Source organism: Arthrobacter tumbae, from assembly GCF_016907495.1.
Taxonomy (GTDB): Bacteria; Actinomycetota; Actinomycetes; order Actinomycetales; family Micrococcaceae; genus Arthrobacter_D; species Arthrobacter_D tumbae.
This window is the reverse complement of the sequence record NZ_JAFBCC010000001.1, coordinates 2,792,162-2,811,731: the sequence shown is the minus strand read 5'-3', so window position 1 is coordinate 2,811,731 and position 19,570 is coordinate 2,792,162. Positions and strand designations below refer to the sequence as shown.

The 19,570-nt window shown below is 64.0% G+C and carries 19 protein-coding genes; 2 read left to right on the top strand and 17 right to left on the bottom strand.

Annotated features, from left to right (window positions below; genetic code table 11):
* Nucleotide 1: 1 nt before the first annotated feature.
* The 13 genes from JOD47_RS13425 to JOD47_RS17715 form a co-directional block, all read right to left on the bottom strand.
* Entirely contained in the window at nt 2–1,204 is a 1,203-nt protein-coding gene (locus JOD47_RS13425; RefSeq protein WP_204534932.1) for a glycosyltransferase family 4 protein, read from the bottom strand.
* A gap of 148 nt (nt 1,205–1,352) precedes the next feature.
* On the bottom strand, nt 1,353–2,072 hold the full coding sequence (locus tag JOD47_RS13420; protein WP_204534930.1) for a hypothetical protein: 720 nt from the start codon (nt 2,070–2,072) through the stop codon (nt 1,353–1,355).
* Nucleotides 2,073–2,392: 320 nt separating this feature from the next.
* A complete protein-coding gene (locus tag JOD47_RS13415; RefSeq protein WP_204534928.1) occupies nt 2,393–2,626 on the bottom strand; it encodes a hypothetical protein in 234 nt (77 codons plus the stop codon).
* An 11-nt stretch (nt 2,627–2,637) separates the two neighbouring features.
* Nucleotides 2,638–4,467, bottom strand: a complete 1,830-nt coding sequence (locus JOD47_RS13410; protein ID WP_204534927.1) for an ABC-F family ATP-binding cassette domain-containing protein — start codon at nt 4,465–4,467, stop codon at nt 2,638–2,640.
* 55 nt (nt 4,468–4,522) lie between these two features.
* A complete protein-coding gene (locus tag JOD47_RS13405) occupies nt 4,523–5,470 on the bottom strand; it encodes a 4-(cytidine 5'-diphospho)-2-C-methyl-D-erythritol kinase (protein WP_239548105.1) in 948 nt (315 codons plus the stop codon).
* 103 nt (nt 5,471–5,573) lie between these two features.
* Nucleotides 5,574–5,729, bottom strand: coding sequence for a hypothetical protein (locus JOD47_RS13400; RefSeq protein WP_204534925.1), 156 nt, complete (start codon nt 5,727–5,729; stop codon nt 5,574–5,576).
* 142 nt (nt 5,730–5,871) lie between these two features.
* Entirely contained in the window at nt 5,872–8,769 is a 2,898-nt protein-coding gene (locus JOD47_RS13395; protein ID WP_204534924.1) for a putative bifunctional diguanylate cyclase/phosphodiesterase, read from the bottom strand.
* A gap of 182 nt (nt 8,770–8,951) precedes the next feature.
* Nucleotides 8,952–9,332, bottom strand: a complete 381-nt coding sequence (locus JOD47_RS13390) for a type II toxin-antitoxin system Phd/YefM family antitoxin (protein WP_307836286.1) — start codon at nt 9,330–9,332, stop codon at nt 8,952–8,954.
* 142 nt (nt 9,333–9,474) lie between these two features.
* Nucleotides 9,475–10,194 carry a hypothetical protein gene (locus JOD47_RS13385; protein ID WP_204534922.1) on the bottom strand — a complete coding sequence of 240 codons (720 nt, stop codon included), beginning with the start codon at nt 10,192–10,194 and terminating at the stop codon, nt 9,475–9,477.
* Nucleotides 10,195–10,363: 169 nt separating this feature from the next.
* Nucleotides 10,364–10,816: a hypothetical protein gene (locus tag JOD47_RS13380; protein ID WP_204534921.1), complete on the bottom strand. Its 453-nt coding sequence runs from the start codon at nt 10,814–10,816 to the stop codon at nt 10,364–10,366.
* A 90-nt stretch (nt 10,817–10,906) separates the two neighbouring features.
* On the bottom strand, nt 10,907–11,374 hold the full coding sequence (locus JOD47_RS13375) for a hypothetical protein (RefSeq protein WP_204534919.1): 468 nt from the start codon (nt 11,372–11,374) through the stop codon (nt 10,907–10,909).
* A 257-nt stretch (nt 11,375–11,631) separates the two neighbouring features.
* Nucleotides 11,632–11,802 (bottom strand): hypothetical protein, encoded by a 171-nt coding sequence (locus JOD47_RS13370; RefSeq protein ID WP_204534917.1) that lies wholly within the window; start codon nt 11,800–11,802, stop codon nt 11,632–11,634.
* 57 nt (nt 11,803–11,859) lie between these two features.
* Nucleotides 11,860–11,988 carry a hypothetical protein gene (locus JOD47_RS17715; protein WP_275577885.1) on the bottom strand — a complete coding sequence of 43 codons (129 nt, stop codon included), beginning with the start codon at nt 11,986–11,988 and terminating at the stop codon, nt 11,860–11,862.
* 82 nt (nt 11,989–12,070) lie between these two features.
* Between JOD47_RS17715 and JOD47_RS13365 the strand changes: the two genes are divergently transcribed.
* Nucleotides 12,071–12,970: an SRPBCC family protein gene (locus JOD47_RS13365; RefSeq protein WP_204534915.1), complete on the top strand. Its 900-nt coding sequence runs from the start codon at nt 12,071–12,073 to the stop codon at nt 12,968–12,970.
* Nucleotides 12,971–13,031: 61 nt separating this feature from the next.
* On the opposite strand, the gene JOD47_RS13360 is transcribed toward JOD47_RS13365, so the two are convergent.
* From JOD47_RS13360 to JOD47_RS13345, 4 genes are all read right to left on the bottom strand, one after another.
* Entirely contained in the window at nt 13,032–13,499 is a 468-nt protein-coding gene (locus JOD47_RS13360; RefSeq protein WP_204534913.1) for a DUF2975 domain-containing protein, read from the bottom strand.
* A 161-nt stretch (nt 13,500–13,660) separates the two neighbouring features.
* Nucleotides 13,661–14,539, bottom strand: coding sequence for a 16S rRNA (adenine(1518)-N(6)/adenine(1519)-N(6))-dimethyltransferase RsmA (gene rsmA, locus JOD47_RS13355; protein ID WP_204534911.1), 879 nt, complete (start codon nt 14,537–14,539; stop codon nt 13,661–13,663).
* Between the two features lie 124 nt (nt 14,540–14,663).
* The gene (locus JOD47_RS17710) at nt 14,664–15,908 is read right to left on the bottom strand and encodes a resuscitation-promoting factor (protein WP_307836283.1); all 1,245 of its coding nucleotides are present in this window, start codon (nt 15,906–15,908) and stop codon (nt 14,664–14,666) included.
* A 340-nt stretch (nt 15,909–16,248) separates the two neighbouring features.
* Entirely contained in the window at nt 16,249–17,856 is a 1,608-nt protein-coding gene (locus tag JOD47_RS13345; protein ID WP_204534909.1) for a peptide chain release factor 3, read from the bottom strand.
* 176 nt (nt 17,857–18,032) lie between these two features.
* Between JOD47_RS13345 and JOD47_RS13340 the strand changes: the two genes are divergently transcribed.
* Nucleotides 18,033–19,544 carry a SulP family inorganic anion transporter gene (locus JOD47_RS13340; RefSeq protein ID WP_204534907.1) on the top strand — a complete coding sequence of 504 codons (1,512 nt, stop codon included), beginning with the start codon at nt 18,033–18,035 and terminating at the stop codon, nt 19,542–19,544.
* Nucleotides 19,545–19,570: the final 26 nt, after the last annotated feature.

Here is a 19,570-nt window from a genome sequence, read left to right as displayed (position 1 = left end):
TTCACCTGTGCGGACCGCCGCCTGCTACCTCAGCAAGAAGGTTGATGTAGGACTGTCCCAACGTACGTGCGTCAGCGTTGTGCTGTACCCAGAGTCGCCCGTGCCCGTTCACCTGCAGCTGCATGCGATCGTCAGCGAGCACCCGCCAGAGGTTAGCCAGCGCCTCCGGATCGGCCTGGACAACATGGCCGGCATCCGCATCCTCAAGGATCTTTTTCGCTTCGCCACGCACCATCCCGGTTATGTGCCGTCCGACTGACAAGACCTCGTAGGTCTTGGACGGAACAGTCGTCTCGAACGACTTCCAGTCGTCCCGAAGTGCCACAATGCAACTGTCAGCACTGCGGTAGTACTCCATCACCTCGGGGCCGTAGGCAGGATCATGGAATTCGACGGGTGCATCAAGCGATGCCGCCAACGCCTTGAGTTCGTTGCGCTTCACACCGTGACCCACCATCGTCAAGCGCACCCTGTCCCCCATCAGAGCTGCTGCCCGAATGGGAATGTCCAGGTGCTGACTCTCGCCGTGATTTCCCAGGTACAGAACATCCAGCCGGTTCTTCTCGAGTGGCACGGGGTCGAGCTTCTGCAGACGATCAATGTCAACACCGTTCGTGACCGTTGCAACGTTTCTGAGCCCACGATCACGGAGGGTCCGAGCGAATCCGTACGTCACCGTCACCACAAGATCCGCGCGGTCCTGAATTGCAATAATGACCCGTTCGGTGAGACTCTTCGCACTGCCCTGGATGAGACGTGCATCGCGTGCTATATCGGGCCAGGCGTCCCGCATGTCCACCACGAGCGGGCGCCTCAGCATCCGGGAAACCACATAGCCCGCACCAAGGATGGGCAGACTGGGCACTGTGACAATGACGACGTCGGGCCTGCGGCACATGGCGGCAGTAGGAATACTCATGCCGGCTGAGAACAGGTGGTCAATCAGCCGGCCGATGCGAGTGGTCTTGTGCCAGAGGTAGGGAACGCGGCGCACGACCTCACCGTTGACGCCCTTGTCCGATCGGAAGGGACGGCCTGCCTCCCGCTTCGGAAGGATGCGGCGGCCGTGGGGAGCGTGCGCTACTGGGGCGACGACGTCGACGTCCCATCCTGCCGTGCGGAAGGAATGGATGAGCTGGGTCCACCGCCGCTGCGGTGGACTATGTTCCGGCGCGTAGGAGTGCGTCAACAGCAGAACGCGCAAGAACTATCCCCTAACTGTGCCCGATTCCGATTCCGTCGAATCTATTCAAGATACTTGACATTCTAACGATTGCTGAGTCAGCGCAAGAAATGAGTGCCCAATCGAACAAATTTCCATCCAATCGTTACCTGTTGTCCGCTGGCTCCACTCACAAGCGACTGCCGCCACGGAGTTTGGCGTAGTAGAGCGCCCCCAGCCCTATAAGCATCAGAATGACGAGGATTCGTGTGGCCGGGTGTTCCCCTATCGACGACACCGCACCCCGCTCGACTGATGGATTCGCTTCGATTGCAGCGGCGGTCGGGCTTGCGCTCGGGACCGTCGGAGATGGGGACGGTGTAGCGCTGCGGGTGTTGGGCGTGGGCGACGGCTCGGGTTCCTCAGAGGAAGGTTCCTCCGTTGGCTCCTCGACCTCCGGTTCGATCTCCACTACCTCCCCGGTCACAAAATCCAGACGGAAATCCGTGTAGAAGCGGGTGCCCGGATCAATGAGGTTGCCTGTCCCTGGCTCGATCAGAAAACCGGTCTGCGGTTCGATCAGGTACCCGGTGGCAGGGTCGATGGTGAAGCCCGTGGCGGGGTCAATAGCCGGATCAGGTTGCTGCGCTGGTTGAGGGGGTGCCGGAGCAGGCGCGGGTGCCGGAGCGGGTGCGGGCACGGGGGCCGGCGGAGGTGTCGGCGTCGGTGCTGGAACGGGCTCTTCCGGCGGAGGCTCTGGACTCGGGCTCGGCGCCGGCCCCGGTTGCTGAGGAGGGACAGTCACCACGGGGAGCATTAGACCGGGTTCGCCCTCCTGCGCGACGGCGGGAAAGGGAAACCCGATCAGTAGCAGGAGCGCGCCGGCAATCGCCACTCGGATCGCTTTCATAGAATCTTCCTAAACTCCGGCTGCGGGAAGATCGGCGGCCGGGCACAGATGCGAGGCCTCGTGATGGTTCTGCGTGCTCAAGCGGAAGGCTCCCCTGTTTTCCAAGACTGACCCTCAATGGTATCTGCACAGCGGGGTTGGCGCCGCCTCCACCATTCTCCAAGGTTCGACGGATACGCTCGCTAAGCACCCTTATCAAAGGGTCACTGAGAGGCGGTGAAGAGCGTGAAGTTACTGAGGATCAGAATTGCTGTCCGCCATTTCCTGCGGCGCCTACGGAAAAATCTCGTGGTGCTTGCCGGCCCTGACGAGTTCACTTACTAACGTTGGCGGCGCTTACGTAGTCTGCTGCGCAGCTTGTTCCAGTTCAGTGACCTAAAGCCGATATAGAGGCTGATGACGCCAGCGACGAGCATGACGACTACAGCGACGCTTGCCACCGTGCCTGCTGTGCCTTGCTCGTCGACGAAGAACGCGAAGAGGCGCCCCGCTACTACAATCGCTCCAAAACCGGCGACCAGTGCGATCTTCGCTCGACGTGGCCGGACCTTCATAAACATGAATCTCACTCGCCCAGCACCTCGGCCGCCGCGAGCCACTGTTCCTCCAGTGACTCCTGTTCGGCCTGAAGCTCCCGCAGTTTCGCGTCGAGGCCGGACATCTTCTCGAAGTCGACCGTTGCCTTGCTGCCGGCGTCGCTCATCTGCTGGTTGATCTTCTCGATCTGCGAGCTCGTCTTGGTCATCTGCCGCTCGATGCGGGTGAGGTCCTTCTTCGCCTGGCGCGCTTCCTCCGGTGCCGGGCCAGCGGAAGCGGCTGCCGCCGTCGTCGTGCCGTTGCCGCTGTCCGATCCCATCGGCGTGCCGGCAAGTTTGTCGCCGGATACTGCCGCTCCGCGGCGCAGTTGCAGGTACTGATCCACTCCGCCGGGCAGGTCGCGGATCTTCCCATCGCCGAGCAGCGCCAGCTGGGTATCGGTGACGCGTTCGAGCAGGTACCTGTCGTGCGAGACCACGATCAGCGTGCCCGGCCACCCGTCCAGCACGTCCTCGACCGCCGCGAGGGTGTCGGTATCCAGGTCATTGGTGGGCTCATCGAGCATCAGCACGTTCGGTTCCCCGACCAGCAGACGCAGCAATTGCAGACGCCGCCGCTCCCCACCCGAGAGGTCACCGACAGGCGTCCACTGCCGCTCATTGGTGAAGCCAAGCTGCTCCACGAGTTGGCTCGCCGACACTTCCTTCCCGCCGACCGACAGAACCCGCTTCTCCTGCTCAATCACTTCGGTGACACGGAGGTGATTGGCGTCGTCGAGCTCGCGCACGTCCTGCGACAGGATCGCCGTCTGCACCGTCTTGCCGCGCTTCAACCGGCCCGATGTCGGGGTCACCTCTCCGTTGAGCATCTGCAGCAAACTGGTCTTGCCGGCACCGTTGACCCCGACAATCCCGAGCCGCTGACCCGGCGCCAGCCGCAGGGTGATCCCCTTGAACAGCGACTTGTCCCCCAGCTCCAGCGAGACGTTCTCGAGGTCCAGGACGTCCTTGCCCAACCGGGCGGTGGCGAGCTGGCTGAGCGCGAGCGAGTCGCGCGGTTCCGGAACATCGGCGATGAGCGCGTTGGCGGCCTCGATGCGGAACTTCGGCTTGGCGGTGCGGGCGGGTGCACCGCGGCGCAGCCAGGCTAACTCCTTCTTCACGAGCTGCTGGCGCTTGCCCTCAATGACATTGGCCATTCGGTCACGCTCGGCACGTGCCAGGACGTAGGCGGCATATCCGCCGTCGAACCCGTCCACGATGCCGTCATGGACTTCCCACGTGCGGGTGGAGATTTCGTCGAGGAACCAGCGGTCGTGGGTGACCACCAGGAGCCCGCCCTCGGTGGGACGCCAGCGCTGCTTGAGGTGCTCCGCGAGCCAGGCCACTCCTTCCACGTCGAGGTGGTTGGTGGGCTCGTCGAGCATGATGACGTCGTCGTCCCCTATTAACAGCTTCGCCAGCGCCACACGGCGCTTCTGCCCGCCGGAGAGGGAGTCCACGCGGGCGTGCCAGTCCACCTCGGCCACGAGGCCGCCCATGACGTCGCGGATCTTTGGGTTGGACGCCCACTCGTGGTCGGCCTGGTCGCCGACGATGGCGGCGCCGACGTCGAGGTCGCCGTCGAGCACGTCGTTCTGGTTGAGGTAGCCCACGGTGACGTCGCGCCGTTTGGTGACGCGGCCGTCGTCGGGCGTGGTGCGCTGGGCGAGCAGGCGCATCAGGGTCGACTTGCCGTCACCGTTGCGGCCGACCATGCCGATGCGGTCGCCCTCCTCCAGCCCGAGGGTGACGCCGTCCAGGATAGTCCGGGTGGCAAAGGTGACGCTGATGTTTTCAGCACCGAGCAGGTGGGCCAACGTGAATACTGCTTTCGTTTATGGGTGTTCTTGAGAAGGTACGGAGTGCGCGCGGCTAAATGTAGTCGCTGACAATCCTGGCACCATGGGCCGGCCCGTGCACCAGTTCGGTGGTGAGCCCGGCGGTGGCCAGCAGGGCGTCGACGGTTGCGGCGTGGTCCTCGGACTCGGCGAGGAAGGCGACCGTCGGGCCGGATCCGGAGACGATGCCGGCGAGCGCTCCCGCTTCCCGGCCGGCGGCGAGGACGTCTTTCAACTCCGGCGCCAGTTCGAGGGCTGCTGCCTGCAGGTCGTTGTGGAGCAGGTCGGCGAGGGTGTGCGCGTCGCCCGAGCGCATGGCGCTGAGGATCTGCGGGTCGATCTCGGGGATCTCCGGTGGCTGCTCGCTGCTGGCGAGGCGGAGGTCATCGAGCGTCCGGTACACCTCCGGCGTGGACAGCCCGAACGATGAGGGCACGAGGACCCAGTGCAGCGGCGTCTTGGAGATGGCGGGCGTGAGCTGCTCCCCCACCCCGACTCCGACGGCTGTGCCGCCGATGAGCGCGAAGGGTACGTCGGCGCCGAGGTCGATGGCGATCTTGGCGAGTTCGTCGCGGGAGAAGCCGCTGCTCCAGAGGGCGTCGCAGGCGAGGAGGGCTGCTGCGGCGTCGGCGGAGCCACCGCCCATACCGCCGGCGATCGGGACGCGTTTGGTGATGTTGAGGTGGACGCCGGTGGACTTCTCGCTCAGCTCCGCCAGCAGGGTGGCCGCGCGGGCGGCGAGGTTGCTGGCATCGAGAGGGATCTCCTCCATCGGGAGGTTGAGACTGCCCTGGCCATCCACCGTGACGGTGATGGCGTCGTCGTCGGTGGCTGTAGCGGTGATCTCTTCATACAGGGAAACGGCGAGGTAGACGCTGGCGACGCTGTGGTAGCCGTCCTCGCGGGGAGGACCCACCCGGAGGGAGACGTTGATTTTGCCCGGCGCCTTAACCCGTACGGCGCGGGGACCCGTTGCGCGCATCCCTGCCGTTCTCCCAGCCACCATGGTGTCCAACTTAGATCACGTCAGGGCTGAGGAGAAACTGCCCGATTCTGTTGCTTGTGCGACTCAGGAGCGCTGCGTCTCAGGAGCGCTGGTTGTCGACCGTTGCTTCGACGGGAAGGGGCTGCAGGCGCTGCGCGCTGGCCCGGCGGTCAAGGATGACCTTGGCGGCCACTGCGAAGAACAGGACGGGGGCAGTGAGAATAGCCATGCCGATTAACAGGTCGATGAGTTCCACGCCGATTGCACCAAGCTTTCGTTTTCTACGGACGCCTCATCCAGTAATAACGTATGTGTTTGTATGCCGGTTCCCAAATCGTGGCCCGGCGAGTCGTGAACGGAGTGTGGCGCTTGTGCTTGCGGGTTTGCCCGCGGGCCGCTTAGGTTCCGCTGGTCAGGAGGCGCTGCAGGCTGCTGGCGTCGCCCGGCTGGCCGAGGAAGTACCCCTGCGCGCGTTCGCATCCCAGTGATTGGAGGGCGGCGAGCTGTTGAGCGTTTTCCACCCCTTCGGCGATCACCCGGAGGCCGAGGCCGCAGGCCAGCCCGACAATGCCTGCGACGAAGGCATCGGATCCGTTGGGGCCCAGTGTGCTGATGAAGGACTTGTCGATCTTGATCTCGCTCACAGGGAGCCGGTGCAGTTGCGTCATCGATGAGTACCCGGTGCCGAAGTCATCGATCGAGATGCCGACCCCCAGTTCCTTCAGGTCCCAGAGGCTGCTGACATCCGCGTTCTCCGAGATCACCTGGGTTTCGGTGATCTCGAGGATGAGAGCTGTGGCGGGGAATCCTGACTTGCGCAGGATCTGCGTGATCAAGGCAGAGAAGCATGCTGTGTTGAGTTGCGCTGCGGAGATGTTGACCGCCACCTCGATGGGATAGCCGAGGCTGTGCCATGCCGCTCCCGCCCGGCAGGCTTCGTCGAGGACATACGCGCCGATCTCACCCATCAGGTTGCTCTCCTCGGCAAGCGGGATGAACTCGGTGGGCGGAATCATGCCCAGCTCGGGGTGACGCCAGCGCAGCAGGGCCTCGGCTGCCACCACTTTGCGGGTCTGCAGATCCACCTGCGGCTGGAACAGTACCTGCAACTCACCCCTGGCGGCTGCCCCGCGGAGGTCTGTCTCGAGTTGGAGCCGGTACGGGGAATGCGTCCTCGCGGGTGCCTGACCGCGGGTCCGGGCCTTCGACCGGTACATGGCGAGGTCCGCGCATTCAACCAGTCTCCTGGCTGCCTCGGAAACGTTCTCCGGTGTGCCGTCTGTCAGGGCGTCGCTGAGCGCGGTGCCGATGGCGGCGTCGAGGAACAACTTCTTTCCGTTCACCTCGAACGGCTCGCTGAGGATGAGCCGGATCCTGGCAGCAATGCCCTCCATCTCCGCCTGCACTTCCGCTTCAGTCTCCGCGTGGAGGCTTTCCAGGAGGACGATGAACTCGTCTCCGCTGTAGCGGGACACCATGTCCCCCTCGCGGATGGCGCTGGTGATGCGGGCCGCGACCTGCTGGAGGACGTAATCCCCGGCGCTGTGCCCGAGGCTGTCATTGATGCGTTTGAACCGGTTGAGGTCGCAGAACAGCAGCCCCACCCGGCCTTCGGTCCAGGCAGCCCTGATTAATGCGGCTTCGATCCTGCTCTCCAGCTTTGCCCGGTTGGGCAGCCCGGTAAGCGGGTCGTGAAGCGCCTGCCGCCGGGTCTCTTCCAGCAGCTTCGCATTGTCCAGCGCGACGCCGGCCAGACCGGCGAGCCCCGCCAGCCGCTCGGTCATCACTTCAGTGAGGCTGTGTGGGGCTGGTTTGTCAGCCCAGTGGGCCAAAATAATTCCCACCAGTTTTCCGTCGGTGGTGATGGGCGTGCCGGCGAATGCCTGGACTTCGAAGTCCTCTACGGTTCGCTGCGCCCACTGGGAGCCGTTGCGGTTCACCAGCTGCGGGAGATTGTTGGCGAGCAATGCGGCAAGTTCCGGGCTCTCTGCCGCGGTGGTGATGTAATTGGCCAGCTTCTCTGCCAGAGCGCCCTCCCAACCCATCATGGCGCCGATTCGCACCTCACCGGCGTCGTCGTCCCACAGGGCCACGGCGGAACGGTCCGCGCCGGATAAGGCGGGAACGGCGTCGGCGACTGTCTGGGCGATCGACTCGACGGTGGACCGCTGGTTCAGGGAGCGCGCCACGTCCAGGAGCAGCTGGGCTGTTTCGCCCTGTTCCCTGGTTTCGATGAACAGGCGTGCGATGTCCAGGCCCAGGGCTGCGTGGTGAGCATAGGCTCCCAGGGTTTCCCTGTCCTCCGGGAAGAATTCCTGGCCCGGGTAGGCGACGGCGGCCAGTACGCCGTAGGAGTGATCGGCGGAGGTGACCGGGGACGTGACGACAGGCATGCCGACAAGGCTGGGATGGGCTAGGTTCAGCTCGGTACCGGAGCCCAGTGCCTCGGTCAGGATGGCGCCGGTGCCGCGGCAGCTGATGTGCCGGGTGCCGTCAGGAAGCGTTACTGCCAGGAGATGGCCTGGCGCGTGCACAGCGACATTGGCCCTGCTCGCAATGCGTTCCAGGACGTCCGCCAGTGACTCTCCGCTGGTCAGATCAGTTGCTGCGCCCTGCAGTGCATAGAGCCGGCGCTCGGCTGATTCGAGCTCCTGCGGTGCGCGTTTCTTCCGGCCATTGAGTCTGCGCAACCGCTGGAACGGCTTTTCTTTCCACGTCACGTCATAGCGGCATTCGGGGGCGCCATTCAGCTGGCAGACGTCGTGGGATACCTGGGCCGGTGGCAGCCCGAACAGCACCGGTGCCTGGTGGAGCAAACCGAAGGTGTAATCGCAGTCCACCCGGTGGGGACGGTGTGGAGGCAACGCCCGCCAGGCGAGCACCGCTTTCCCGTCCGTCACCTCATCGGTGCGGATGACAGAGGCGGTGTCCAGGCGGGTGGAGAGCCGGGACGCGCTGTTCAGCAGAGCTGCGGTGGAGCCGTGTGCCCGTGCCAGTGCGCGCAGCGGCGCCAACCCCCGGTCCTTCAGGGCAGCGGCTCCGAGCAGCAGACCGATGCGGGAATTGGAGGTTTCGGCTGCGGCGGCGTCGAACATCAACAGTTTCGCTGTGTGGGGGATTCTTCCGGTCAGACCGCGCAGCTTTGCCTTCTGAGTCTGCATCCCAGCGTGCTGTATGACGCGCTCCGCGCCCGTTAGTCCACGCTGGTCCGCGACGACCTGCAACAACAGCCGGATTGTTACTGTCGAGGTTTCACCTGCGGCGACGACGCCGTCCTCATCCTTCAAAGCAACCATTTCCTGCCGATAGCGGAACTCCCCGGGCACAACAGTGTGCCCATCGAACGGTACCAAGGCGCTTCATCCGTCCGGCCAGGGTTAGGGGAATCCTGTGGCAAACCCGCTTGGAGCGGTGCGAATCTTGCGCTAGGTCGGGTGGGAGGCGGCGCCGTCGTCGTCTTTTTTGCTGCGTGTCTAGCTCACCCATCTACCCTTGGATCATTGATGGTTTCGGTTTCATCCAGCCAGTCGAGCTGCTCGTCGAGTGTGTAGCCGGCAGCAAGCGCCTCCGCTGTGGACCGCCATTCCGCGAGCACGACAAAGAGACGGTCGAATTTCGAGATGGAGGCGCACGCGCCGGCTACTTCGACGATCTCAGTGGCGAACCGGTCTCGCTGGGGCTTTGGCAGGAAACCGAGCCACGGGAAGGGAGCGACAAGCCGCTCGGCAAATGTGGTTTCACTCGGTGATAGCGACGCGGCGACCAAGGTTGCCGCAAGGCGAAGGGCCTCGTGTTCCTGCTCGATGGTGCTCGACTTGACCAGCGTCAACGGTTCACCATCACGTCGCGTAATAGTCACTGGGCCATGGTCTGTCGCGCGAGAGACCTGACCCGGGTTTCGAGACAGATCCGACGAAGAGGCGGTGCGGGCATGGACGGCTGCGGTCATACTTACCATTGTTCTGAATATATTCAGAACAATGGTAAGTGTTCCGACCGAACTACGGTGTGACGACCTCGATGGTGGCCCAGCGCCGGGTCGCGTCGATCGCCGGTCCGCTGGACAGTCCGTCCGGGGTGGCCGTCAGCACACCGTAGGTTCCGGGCGCGATGTCCGGTGACAGGGTGATGGTGAAGCTGTAGTTTCCGGAGGGGCCTGCGTACGCGGACTGCTCGCCGATGATTGAGTAGTCAGTTTGCGAGGGCCCGAAAAACACTGTGATCCGTTGACCGGGCTGGTAGCCGCTCCCGGTGAGGGTGAACGCTGCTCCCGCCTGGACGACGGTTTCCACAGAGCCCCAGACGGGTCCGGGCGTCACCGTGCTCGGGGTGCCCGCGGAGGGATCCGGCTCGCCGTGCGGCGGTGGGACGAACGGCGTCCCCGGGTTTGGCTCACCGTGCGGCGGTGGAACAAACGGATCGCCCGGCGCGGTGGGGAGCGGCTCGAGTGTCGGAGCAGGTTCCGCTGGAGCTTCCGTGGCGGGTTGGACGCTGGGTTCGTCGCTGGGTTCGTCGCTGGCCGGGGACGGCTCGACACTGGGTTCCGGGGTTTCTTCGGGCTCCTCGGTGGCAGTCTCCGCCTGGGTAGGAGTTGCGGACGGCGACGGAGAGTCGGAAGCAGTTGTGGTGCGGGCTTCGGGCTCATCGGTTGTGCTTGCGCAGCCAACGAGAAGGAGGGCGGTGGTTACCGTGAGCGCGAGAACTGATGGAAGCTTGAACAAGGGCGTACTTTCGGAACGAAGTAAACGGAGGTGGCGCGGAATCGCCAGGCAAGAACCCTGCAGTGCTGCATCCCCACTTACGGATGCTACCGCCCGGGACGCCCGCTCAACAGCACGGAACCATCACGGGAGCAAACTGTTATGCAGAATTTTCGGTACGTGGCTGGCGCTACTGGCTGGAGGCGTTCAGATGCAGCCGCAGGATACTGGGAGCACCGGCGTCTGGGCTGTCGACGCTCAGCTGGATCCGGTGGCCGTCGTAGGTCGCAAGCGCGGAACACACACTGCTCAGGCCGATTGAGCCGGGGCCTCGCTCGCAGGTTCCGTTGAGCTCGAATTCCCATCCCGAGGCCTCGGCCAACAGCAGAACGTCCTCGGCGCCCAGCACTCGGTCAGCCTGCCACGTGCGGCTGAAGGTTGGGCACGGCTTGTTGTTGAAACAGATGAACCGTTCCCGCTCAACGTGCTCCGACACCACGGTCCAAGCTTCGGGAATCTCCAGCTGATCCGCGACAGACCCCAACTGTGTGGCAACGGAATCGTGGTGTGTCTTGACGAAGAAAAAGGCGCCGGCCCAGAAGATCACCATGATGAGACAAAGCCGCATGGCCAGTTTCCGCATGAACGCCCCCGAGACTCATCGAAGTTTTGTCGAGCATATAGAGGACGCGGACGAGGCGGGAAGCGTCGTGACCGAAACGATAGGTTCGGTTCACCGTGCGTCGAGGGCTACACGCGCAGGCTGCACGTTCAATATGAGGGTGCTGTCCGCGCCTGGTTCCGGGCTATTGATTCTGAAGATGTAGTCGTAGCCGTCCCGCGAGCCGGTAGCTGAACAGAGGGTTGTGCTACCGAAGACATTCTCATGGCGGACGCAGTCGCGATCCAGGCTGAAATCCCATCCTGCTGTGGCCGCAAGCAGGTGGAGGTGAATCTCGGCAAGCTGTTCATTTGCCTGCCACCTGCGGTGAAGGCTGGGGCAGGGATTCCCGTTCAGGCAAATGAGCTTTTCGGTCTCGATGTTCTCGGCGATAAGCGTCCAATCGGACGGCACAACAAATTCATCCGCCACGGAGACCAGATTCTGCGTGACGCGATCATGGACGGTCTTCATTACCAGAAAGGCACCCGCCCAGGCAAGGATGATGCCGATGCACAGCCAACCCGCTACTTTTCTCACGCGCTCCCCCAAGGACGTCCCCTATGGTCCTGAGCCTATCGGCGAAGCCCTCAGACTGTTCCACCGGCTCTGCGCAGTATTTGCCCAGTTCTCCGCAAGCCGCAATCGGGCATGAGGCCGCGCATTTGGCTGACGACGACCATTCAGAGTACGCGTGGGGTCTGCGTTGGTCGTTGGGGTTCCTATTCATGGGCATGGGCGTTAGCGTGGGGGACGCCAGAGCTAGCTGGGCGCGATGGCACTGTCGGCGGTCCGGATCAACCAGTGATTGCGTTCTGCGCTAGAGCACGGTCCGCCGACTTGCCGCACAGGTTCACGCTGACGGACTTGCCACCGAGGAGCGTTTGCGTGCGGCGAATGATGGGCAGCAGTGCCGCCCAGTTCTCGGTGGTGAAGCAGCCGGTAATGCTCAGTGTGGCCTCAGCCAACTCCACCTCTGGCCGGGCAAGGACGCGTAGCCTACAGCTCACCACTCACTCACTTACTTACTGTCGATAGTTTGCTGTGCCCCGCAGGGCATCGCGGGCAAACTCGTGGTTGATCCGCACCACGATCGAACAGTGCCAGGCAGCGTGCGCCATTCCACCGCCGTCGTCGTTCTTGTGCCCGACCATGGTCAGATGTACGGTCGATAGGTATGGTAAGCATACTGATGAATTATCAGTTCATCGGACGTTCCCATCCAAAGGAGACGCTGTGAGCACGAGGATCGAAAAGCACATCATGGTCAACGTTCCAGTGAGCGTGGCCTACAACCAATGGACACAGTTCGAGGAATTCCCCCACTTCATGAGTGGGGTCCAGAAGGTAGAGCAGCTCAGCGACGACCGGCTCCAGTGGGTGGCCGAGATCGGCGGAGTGAAGCGCGAGTGGGAGGCCAAGATCCTCGCACAGGAGCCTGACCGCCGCGTTGCCTGGGCAGCCACCGAGGGCGCCACCAACGCCGGAGCCGTCACCTTTGAGGACGTCGGCGGGGGCCAGACCTCCGTTCACCTCGAACTCGAGTACGAGCCAGAAGGCATGATCGAGAAGATCGGCGACAAGCTGCACGTCGTCGAGAAGGAAGCCGAGGGCGACCTCAAGCGCTTCAAGGAATTCATCGAGGACGAGGGCTACGCATCGGGCGCCTGGCGCGGGTCCGTCGCCGGCGGTACTGCCGGCTCCCCCACCGTCACTGACGCCGCCGCCTCACGCGGTGACAGCGGTAAGGCCGGCATCTCGGGCAAGGCAGCAGCTGCAGGCGTAGGCGTTGCCGCAGCAGCCGCCGCGGGTGTAGCCGCAGCAGCGGGCAGCAAGAAGACCACCGACACGGAGGCGACCACCACCGATATTCCGGTCACTCCGGTTGTGCCCGTTGAGGACACCACCCCGCCGGACGTCACTCCTGTTGCGGGCGCTCCGGTTGACGTGGCGCCGGAGACCGCTTCCGAGCGGCCCCTGGGTGAGCCGTTCGACCAGACCAACGGGCTCACCGACACCAGTGGCGAGTCCGACGGTCTCGCGGGGAGCGACACCCGCAGCGCGGCAGATCGCGGCGAGGACGATCCGACGGCCGACGGTTACGTGCCTCCGGGCAGCCGGCCGGGCGCACCGTAAGCGCTCACTTCCGTTAACAACACAGCGCGGCGGCTTCCTTTGGGAGGCCGCCGTGTGGTGTTTAAGGTGCTGGTATTTGAGGTGCTGACACTTTGCTCCTCAGGACAACCACTGCCACTGTCAGGGACAGGGAGGCCAGCAGTCCGAACAACATTGCAGGGCCGCCGATGTTCTCGACGGACCCGGCGTGCACGCAGATACCGGCGAAGATCAATGCCGTCGAACAAAGCGACGCTGTCATCACATCGATCCACCGCTTCGAGCCGCCGGTCAAACCCAGTCTCTCTTTTCCGGCCACCGCACTATTGGTCACCGCAAGCAGTCGCCATGCTGCCAGCAATGCAACCTCAAAGAACCCGAGTGCGGCCACGACAGCGGTGAGGTACGGAATCTCCAGGTGCGCAACCTCGGGGTAGCGCTCAGCAGCGTCAGACGCGACCTGCGGAACGAGCACAAACTGAGCCAGCAATGAACCCGCAGCAAGTGCTCCGATGAGGACGCGGCCGAATGCAACCTGCTGTCCTGTCATGCTGCAACCAGTCCCTTCAAGAGTGAGCGCGTGAGGCGAACACAATCCTGCAGCTTCTCACCATCGCTGTCTCGAGTAAAGGGTGAGTTGTCGCGGTTCGAGGTCGCCGCCGTCGTCGTGCTGGGCTAGAAGTTGCAGGATTGTGAGCGGACGGACCGTCGCTAGGCGAGCGGAGGTTGCTTGGCTTCCGCGATACGGGCAAACGCGTGGATGTCGAGCACTTCGCCGCGGGCTGAGGGGTCCACGCCTGCCCGTGCCAACGCCTCACCCGCAAGAACGCCGCTGCCGGCCCAGCCTGCCAGTGCCGCCCGGAGCGTCTTGCGTCGCTGCGCGAAGGCGGCGTCGATGACGGCGAACACTTCCTCGCGGGACGCCGTGGTTTCGGGCTGCTCATGCCGCTCGAAAGCCACCAGGCCGGACGCGATCTTCGGCGCCGGCCAGAAAACGTTCATGCCGATCACTCCGGCCTTGCGCATCCTGCCGTACCACTGGGCCTTCACCGACGGCACGCCGTAGATCTTGGAGCCGGGCGGCGCTGCCAGGCGGTCGGCGACCTCGTCCTGCACCATCACCAGTCCGTGACGTAGCGACGGGAAGTGTGCCAGCAGATGCAGCACCACGGGCACGGCCACGTTGTACGGGAGATTGGCCACCAGGGCGGTCGGTTCGGCGGGAAGTTCAGTGATGCGCATGGCGTCACCCTCCACCACGTCACAGAACGCAGCCTGCTCGGGACGCCACCGCGCAATGGTCTGCGGCAGGCGTGCGGCCAGGACCGGATCGATCTCCACGGCAACCACACGCTGTGCCGCATCCAGCAGGCCAAGGGTCAGTGATCCAAGCCCAGGGCCCACCTCGAGCACCGTTTCGGCGGGGTCAACCGCGGCAGCCGCGACGATTCTGCGGATGGTGTTGCCGTCAATGACGAAGTTCTGGCCGAGCGTCTTGGTGGGACGGATCCCCAGCTCCTCGGCCAACCGGCGGATTTCACTCGCGCCGAGCAGTGCCGGTGCCGGGGATGAGCTCGCCTTGTCTGTCACCTAGACATCGTAACGGGACCCGGCCGGCAGACCGGGACGGACAGTGCTGGACGGACACGGCCGGAAGACAGCAGCGCCCCCGCCGGTACCGGCAGGGGCGCTGGGACAGCTGCTTCAGAGTCGCTTACCGCAGGCCGAGCTTTGCGGAGCAGGAAGGCCAGTGTCCCCAGCCGCCGTTCTGCTTGAGCACCTCGGCGGTAGCGATCTGCTCGGCGCGCGATGCCTGATGCGGCAGCGGCGCGTACTTACCGCCGCCGGCACCGATCCAACTGGATTGGCTGAACTGCAGGCCGCCGTAGTACCCGTTGCCGGTGTTGATGGACCAGTTTCCGCCGGACTCGCACTCGGCGAGGGCGTCCCACGCGGCACCGCCGGATACCACGGCCTCCGGAGCATGCGCTGGTGTCTCGATCTCCACCGGGGCTGCGGCCTCGGCTGCAGCTTCAACCTCGGGTGCCTCTTCCTCTACCTCTGCCTTGTCCTCTTTCGGCTCGGGCTCCGACTCCGGCTCTTCCTCGCGGGTGCCGATGGCGACGATCTGCTCGACGGGCTCGCGGTTGACCTTGTCGCTGACGTTCTCCCGCTTGATCTCCTTGCCGTCGATGACCGTCACGGCGAAGACGCGCGTGCGCTCGCCAGCAACACCGGCCTGGACCACTTCGCTTTCACCGACGAGCAGCTCGTCGGTTTCCTTCTCGGTGGAGGTGAAGTCGATCGTCTCGGTCTCGGTGATCTTCTTGCCGGACTCGACGCGGGTGACCTTGAGTCCCATGCCGGTGACCAGCGAGCTGCCCACCGGAACCGAGACACGGTCTTCCTTGCCGAGAGTGACCTTCGCTTCGGCGAGAAGGTCAGTCACGGTGATTCCAGTGGTTTCGATGCGGTGGTCCTTGCCGTCAACGGCGAGGGTGACGTTCTTCGGCGTCGAAATACTGAGAGTGGAACTGAGGGTCCCCAGCCGGGTTTCAGCCGGTGCGGAAATGTCCGATTCGCTGGCCACCCCGATGTCGCTCACCAGCTCGCCCACGGTCTCACCCGTCGTGTGAACGACGGTTTCGGCTCCGTTGAGCCGGACGTCAACGGCGGTGGCCTTGTTGACCTGGATGGCAGCGCCGTCGTCAACGGGGCTCGCAAGAGCCGGGGACACGTCGTCGTTCTCGGTGACTGTCACGTCAGCGGTCCGCAGGACCTCGGCCACGGTGCCGCCGAAAGTCTGGACGGTCTGCGGCTGTCCGTCGACCACTACCTGCACGCTCTTGCCGTTGCCCACGAAGGCCAGAAGTCCCACCACCAGAGACAGCATGACCACGCCCTGTCCGGTCAGGACAGCCCAGCCCTTCGCATCCCGCTTGGCCACTCGCTTTGCCACTCTTTTTGCCACAACGTCCCACATTCAGCGTCGTATCCGGGCACGGGGAAAGGGCGCTCTGGAATAGCTGGCCCATCAGTGGGCGCAGCAGAGAGTGCACAGGCAAAATGAACGACGGCGGAGGGCGCCTTGAGCGCACCGCTTGAGTTGAGCTGAGCACACCTGACATGCCTCATTCAGGCGCGGCTCAACACCAGCGGTAATGCACATGGAAACCCGTCCGCAGCGGACGGCATCAGTCCGAAAGCCTTCCCCGACCCCGGCTAATAAGAGTTCACCGTAATCGAACCGTGATAATAGGGCAAGCTTGGGAGCTGGGGCCGGCTCAGACCGCTCAGGTTCAGCCGGCCCCGATCAGCTCCAGCGACAGATCCGGATAGGCGTCGACGAAGTGTCCCAGCTTCCACCGGTCACCGAAGATGGCGATGCATTCGCCATCGGAGCGCCGCAGGATTTCCCCACCCCGGAAAGAGTCGGGAAGAGCGCTTGGTGCAGCCGGGATGCGGCGGGCAAGGGTGTACGGCAGCTGCTCCAGGGAAACGGGCGCATTGAACTCGGTTCGCATGCGCTGCTCTGCCACCTCGAACTGCAGCTGCCCGACCGCGGCCAGCACCGGTGCCTGGTCACCGCGCAGCTCAGAGCGCAGTACCTGAATGACACCCTCATGATCGAGCTGCTCAATGCCACGCCGGAACTGCTTGTACCGCCCGGGGTCTTTGGCACGCACGGTGACGAACAGTTCGGGTGAGAAGTGCGGGATCTCCGGGAAGGTCACCGGCTCATCCTGGTAGAGGCTGTCACCCACCCGGAGGCTTGTTGCGTTCACCAGTCCGACGACGTCTCCCGGCCAGGCCTGCTCCACTGCTTCCCGCTCCCGCCCGAGAACGCGGTGTGCATACTTGGTGGCGAATGGCCTGCCGGTCCGGGAATTGGTGATGACCATCCCCCGCTCGAACACGCCGGAGCAGATTCTGAGATAGGCGATGTGGTCGCGGTGGGCGGTGTTCGCGCCGGCCTGGACTTTGAACACAAAGCCGGAAAACCCCGCTTCCAGGGGGCGCTGGGCGCCATCCGCAGTAATCCGTGGCGTGGGCGCTGACCCCACGTCCACCAGCAGGTCCACCAACTGACGCACGCCGAAGTTCCGGGCGGCAGCAGCGAACAGAACTGGAGTCTGCTGAGCTGAGGCGAACGCTTCAACGTCGAAGTCTCCGTTGGAGGAAGCCACCAGGCCCAACTCCTCACTCGCGGTATCCCACACCAGCGCGGAATGCTGGTCAAGGACGGTGGGATCGATGGGTGTCTCGAGCGCCGGCTGCGCGCCTCCCTCGACCGCTTCCAGCGCGATCGAACTCCCGGTGCGCGCATCGAGCAGTCCCTCAAACTCGCCCGCAATGCCAGCGGGCCAAGTCAGTGGAACCGGCACCATGTCGGTGCGCTCACCGATCTGGTCGATCAGCCCCAGCGCATCCAGCCCGGGCCTGTCCCACTTGTTGACCACCGTCACGATGGGCAGCCCACGCTGCTTACAGACCTCGAGCAACTTCACTGTCTGCGGCTCGAAGCCTTTTGCAGCGTCAATCAGCATCACCGCGCAATCGACCGCCGCAAGCACCCGGTACGTGTCCTCGGAGAAATCGGCGTGGCCGGGGGTGTCCACCAGGTTCAGCACGGTGTCGCGATACTCCAGCTGCAGTGCGGCCGAGCTGATGGAGATGCCGCGCTCGCGTTCCATGCCCATCCAGTCCGATACCGTGCCATGGCGACTGGACTTGCCGTGGGTGACCCCGGCGTCCTGGATGGCGCTCGCGTACAGGGCCAGCCCTTCAGTCAGCGTTGATTTGCCCGCATCCGGATGGGAGATGACAGCGAACGTGCGCCGTCTACGCGCCTGCTCACCAATCGTGGCCGGGCGTATCGCCTCGGCGGTGTTTGTTGCGCTCGTCATGGATTTCCCTCAGTACTTCTTGAATCTTCTCGAGCGTTTAGAATTGATGCCGGCGTACCTGCGACGGCGCACCGCCGCCCCGCTTTCATCGGCGTACAACCTCCCGACCTTACCGGAAACCCCGGAAAGACGGCGCATCGTACTGCTTCGCTCCCCCGCTTTGAAGGAATAACCGTATGCCCAGGTCCACCACTGCCCTTACGCCGATTGAACGCCAGTCGGTTCTTCGAACGCTGAAGAACCCCAGGCTGCTGAAGGTCGAGGTGCTGGGCGGGCTGGTGGTTGCGCTTGCCCTGATCCCTGAAGCGATTGCTTTCTCCATCATCGCCGGAGTGGACCCCCGGCTGGGACTCTTCGCGTCCTTCACCATGGCCGTCTCGATTGCGTTCCTCGGCGGGCGGCCGGCGATGATTTCAGCGGCGACAGGCGCCGTCGCCCTCGTGATCGCGCCGCTGGTGGCGAGCCACGGCGTCGACTATTTCATTGCCGCAGTGATCCTGGGCGGTATCTTCCAGGTAGCGCTGGGGTTGCTTGGAGTGGCGAAGCTCATGCGCTTCATCCCGCGTTCGGTCATGGTCGGGTTCGTCAACGCCCTTGCCATTCTCATCTTTATGTCGCAGGTTCCTGAGCTGATTGGTGTGCCGTGGCTGGTGTACCCCATGGTTGCGGTGGGCCTGCTGATCGTGTTCGGTCTGCCCCGGCTGACCAAGGTTGTTCCGGCGCCGCTGGTCGCGATTGTTGCGCTGACCCTCTTCGCTGTCCTTGCCTCGGTCCGGGTCCCTAACGTCGGCGACAAGGGTGAATTGCCGGACAGTTTCCCCAGCCTGTTCTTCCCGAACGTTCCGCTGAACCTGGAGACGCTCGAGATCATCGCGCCGTTCGCGTTGGCGCTGGCACTGGTCGGTCTCCTGGAATCCCTGATGACCGCGAAGCTGGTCGACGACATCACCGACACCCGGTCCAACAAGACGCGGGAAAGCTGGGGCCAGGGCGGAGCAAACATCATCACCGGCTTCTTCGGCGGTATGGGCGGCTGCGCCATGATCGGGCAGACCATGATCAACGTGAAGGCATCCGGTGCCCGCACCCGCATTTCGACCTTCCTTGCCGGCGTCTTCCTGCTGATCCTCGTGGTATCCCTCGGGGACATTGTGGCGATCATTCCGATGGCAGCGCTGGTGGCCGTGATGATCTTCGTGTCGATCGCGACCTTCGACTGGCACAGTATCCAGCCCTCAACACTGAAGCGGATGCCCAAGAGCGAGACCGCGGTGATGGTGAGCACCGTCGTCGTTGTGGTGTGGACGCACAACCTCGCGATCGGCGTCGGCGTGGGTGTGCTGGTGGCGATGATTGCATTCGCCCGGCGGGTGGCGCACTTCGTCACTGTGGAACGGACGGTGATCGAGCCGAACGGCGAAGAGGTGGCGAGGTACGTGGTGGACGGCGAGCTGTTTTTCGCATCGTCCAACGACCTCTACACGCAGTTCGAGTATGCGATGGACCCGGACAGGGTGATCATCGACATGCACGCCTCGCACCTCTGGGATGCCTCGACCATTGCGGCGCTGGACGCCATCACGGAGAAGTACCATTCCCACGGCAAGGACGTGGAGGTCATCGGACTCAACGACGCCTCAGTGCTCATGCGCGAACGGCTCGCCGGGAAGCTCGGAGCCGGGCACTAGTCATGAGTTCCGCCAAAAAGATGGAG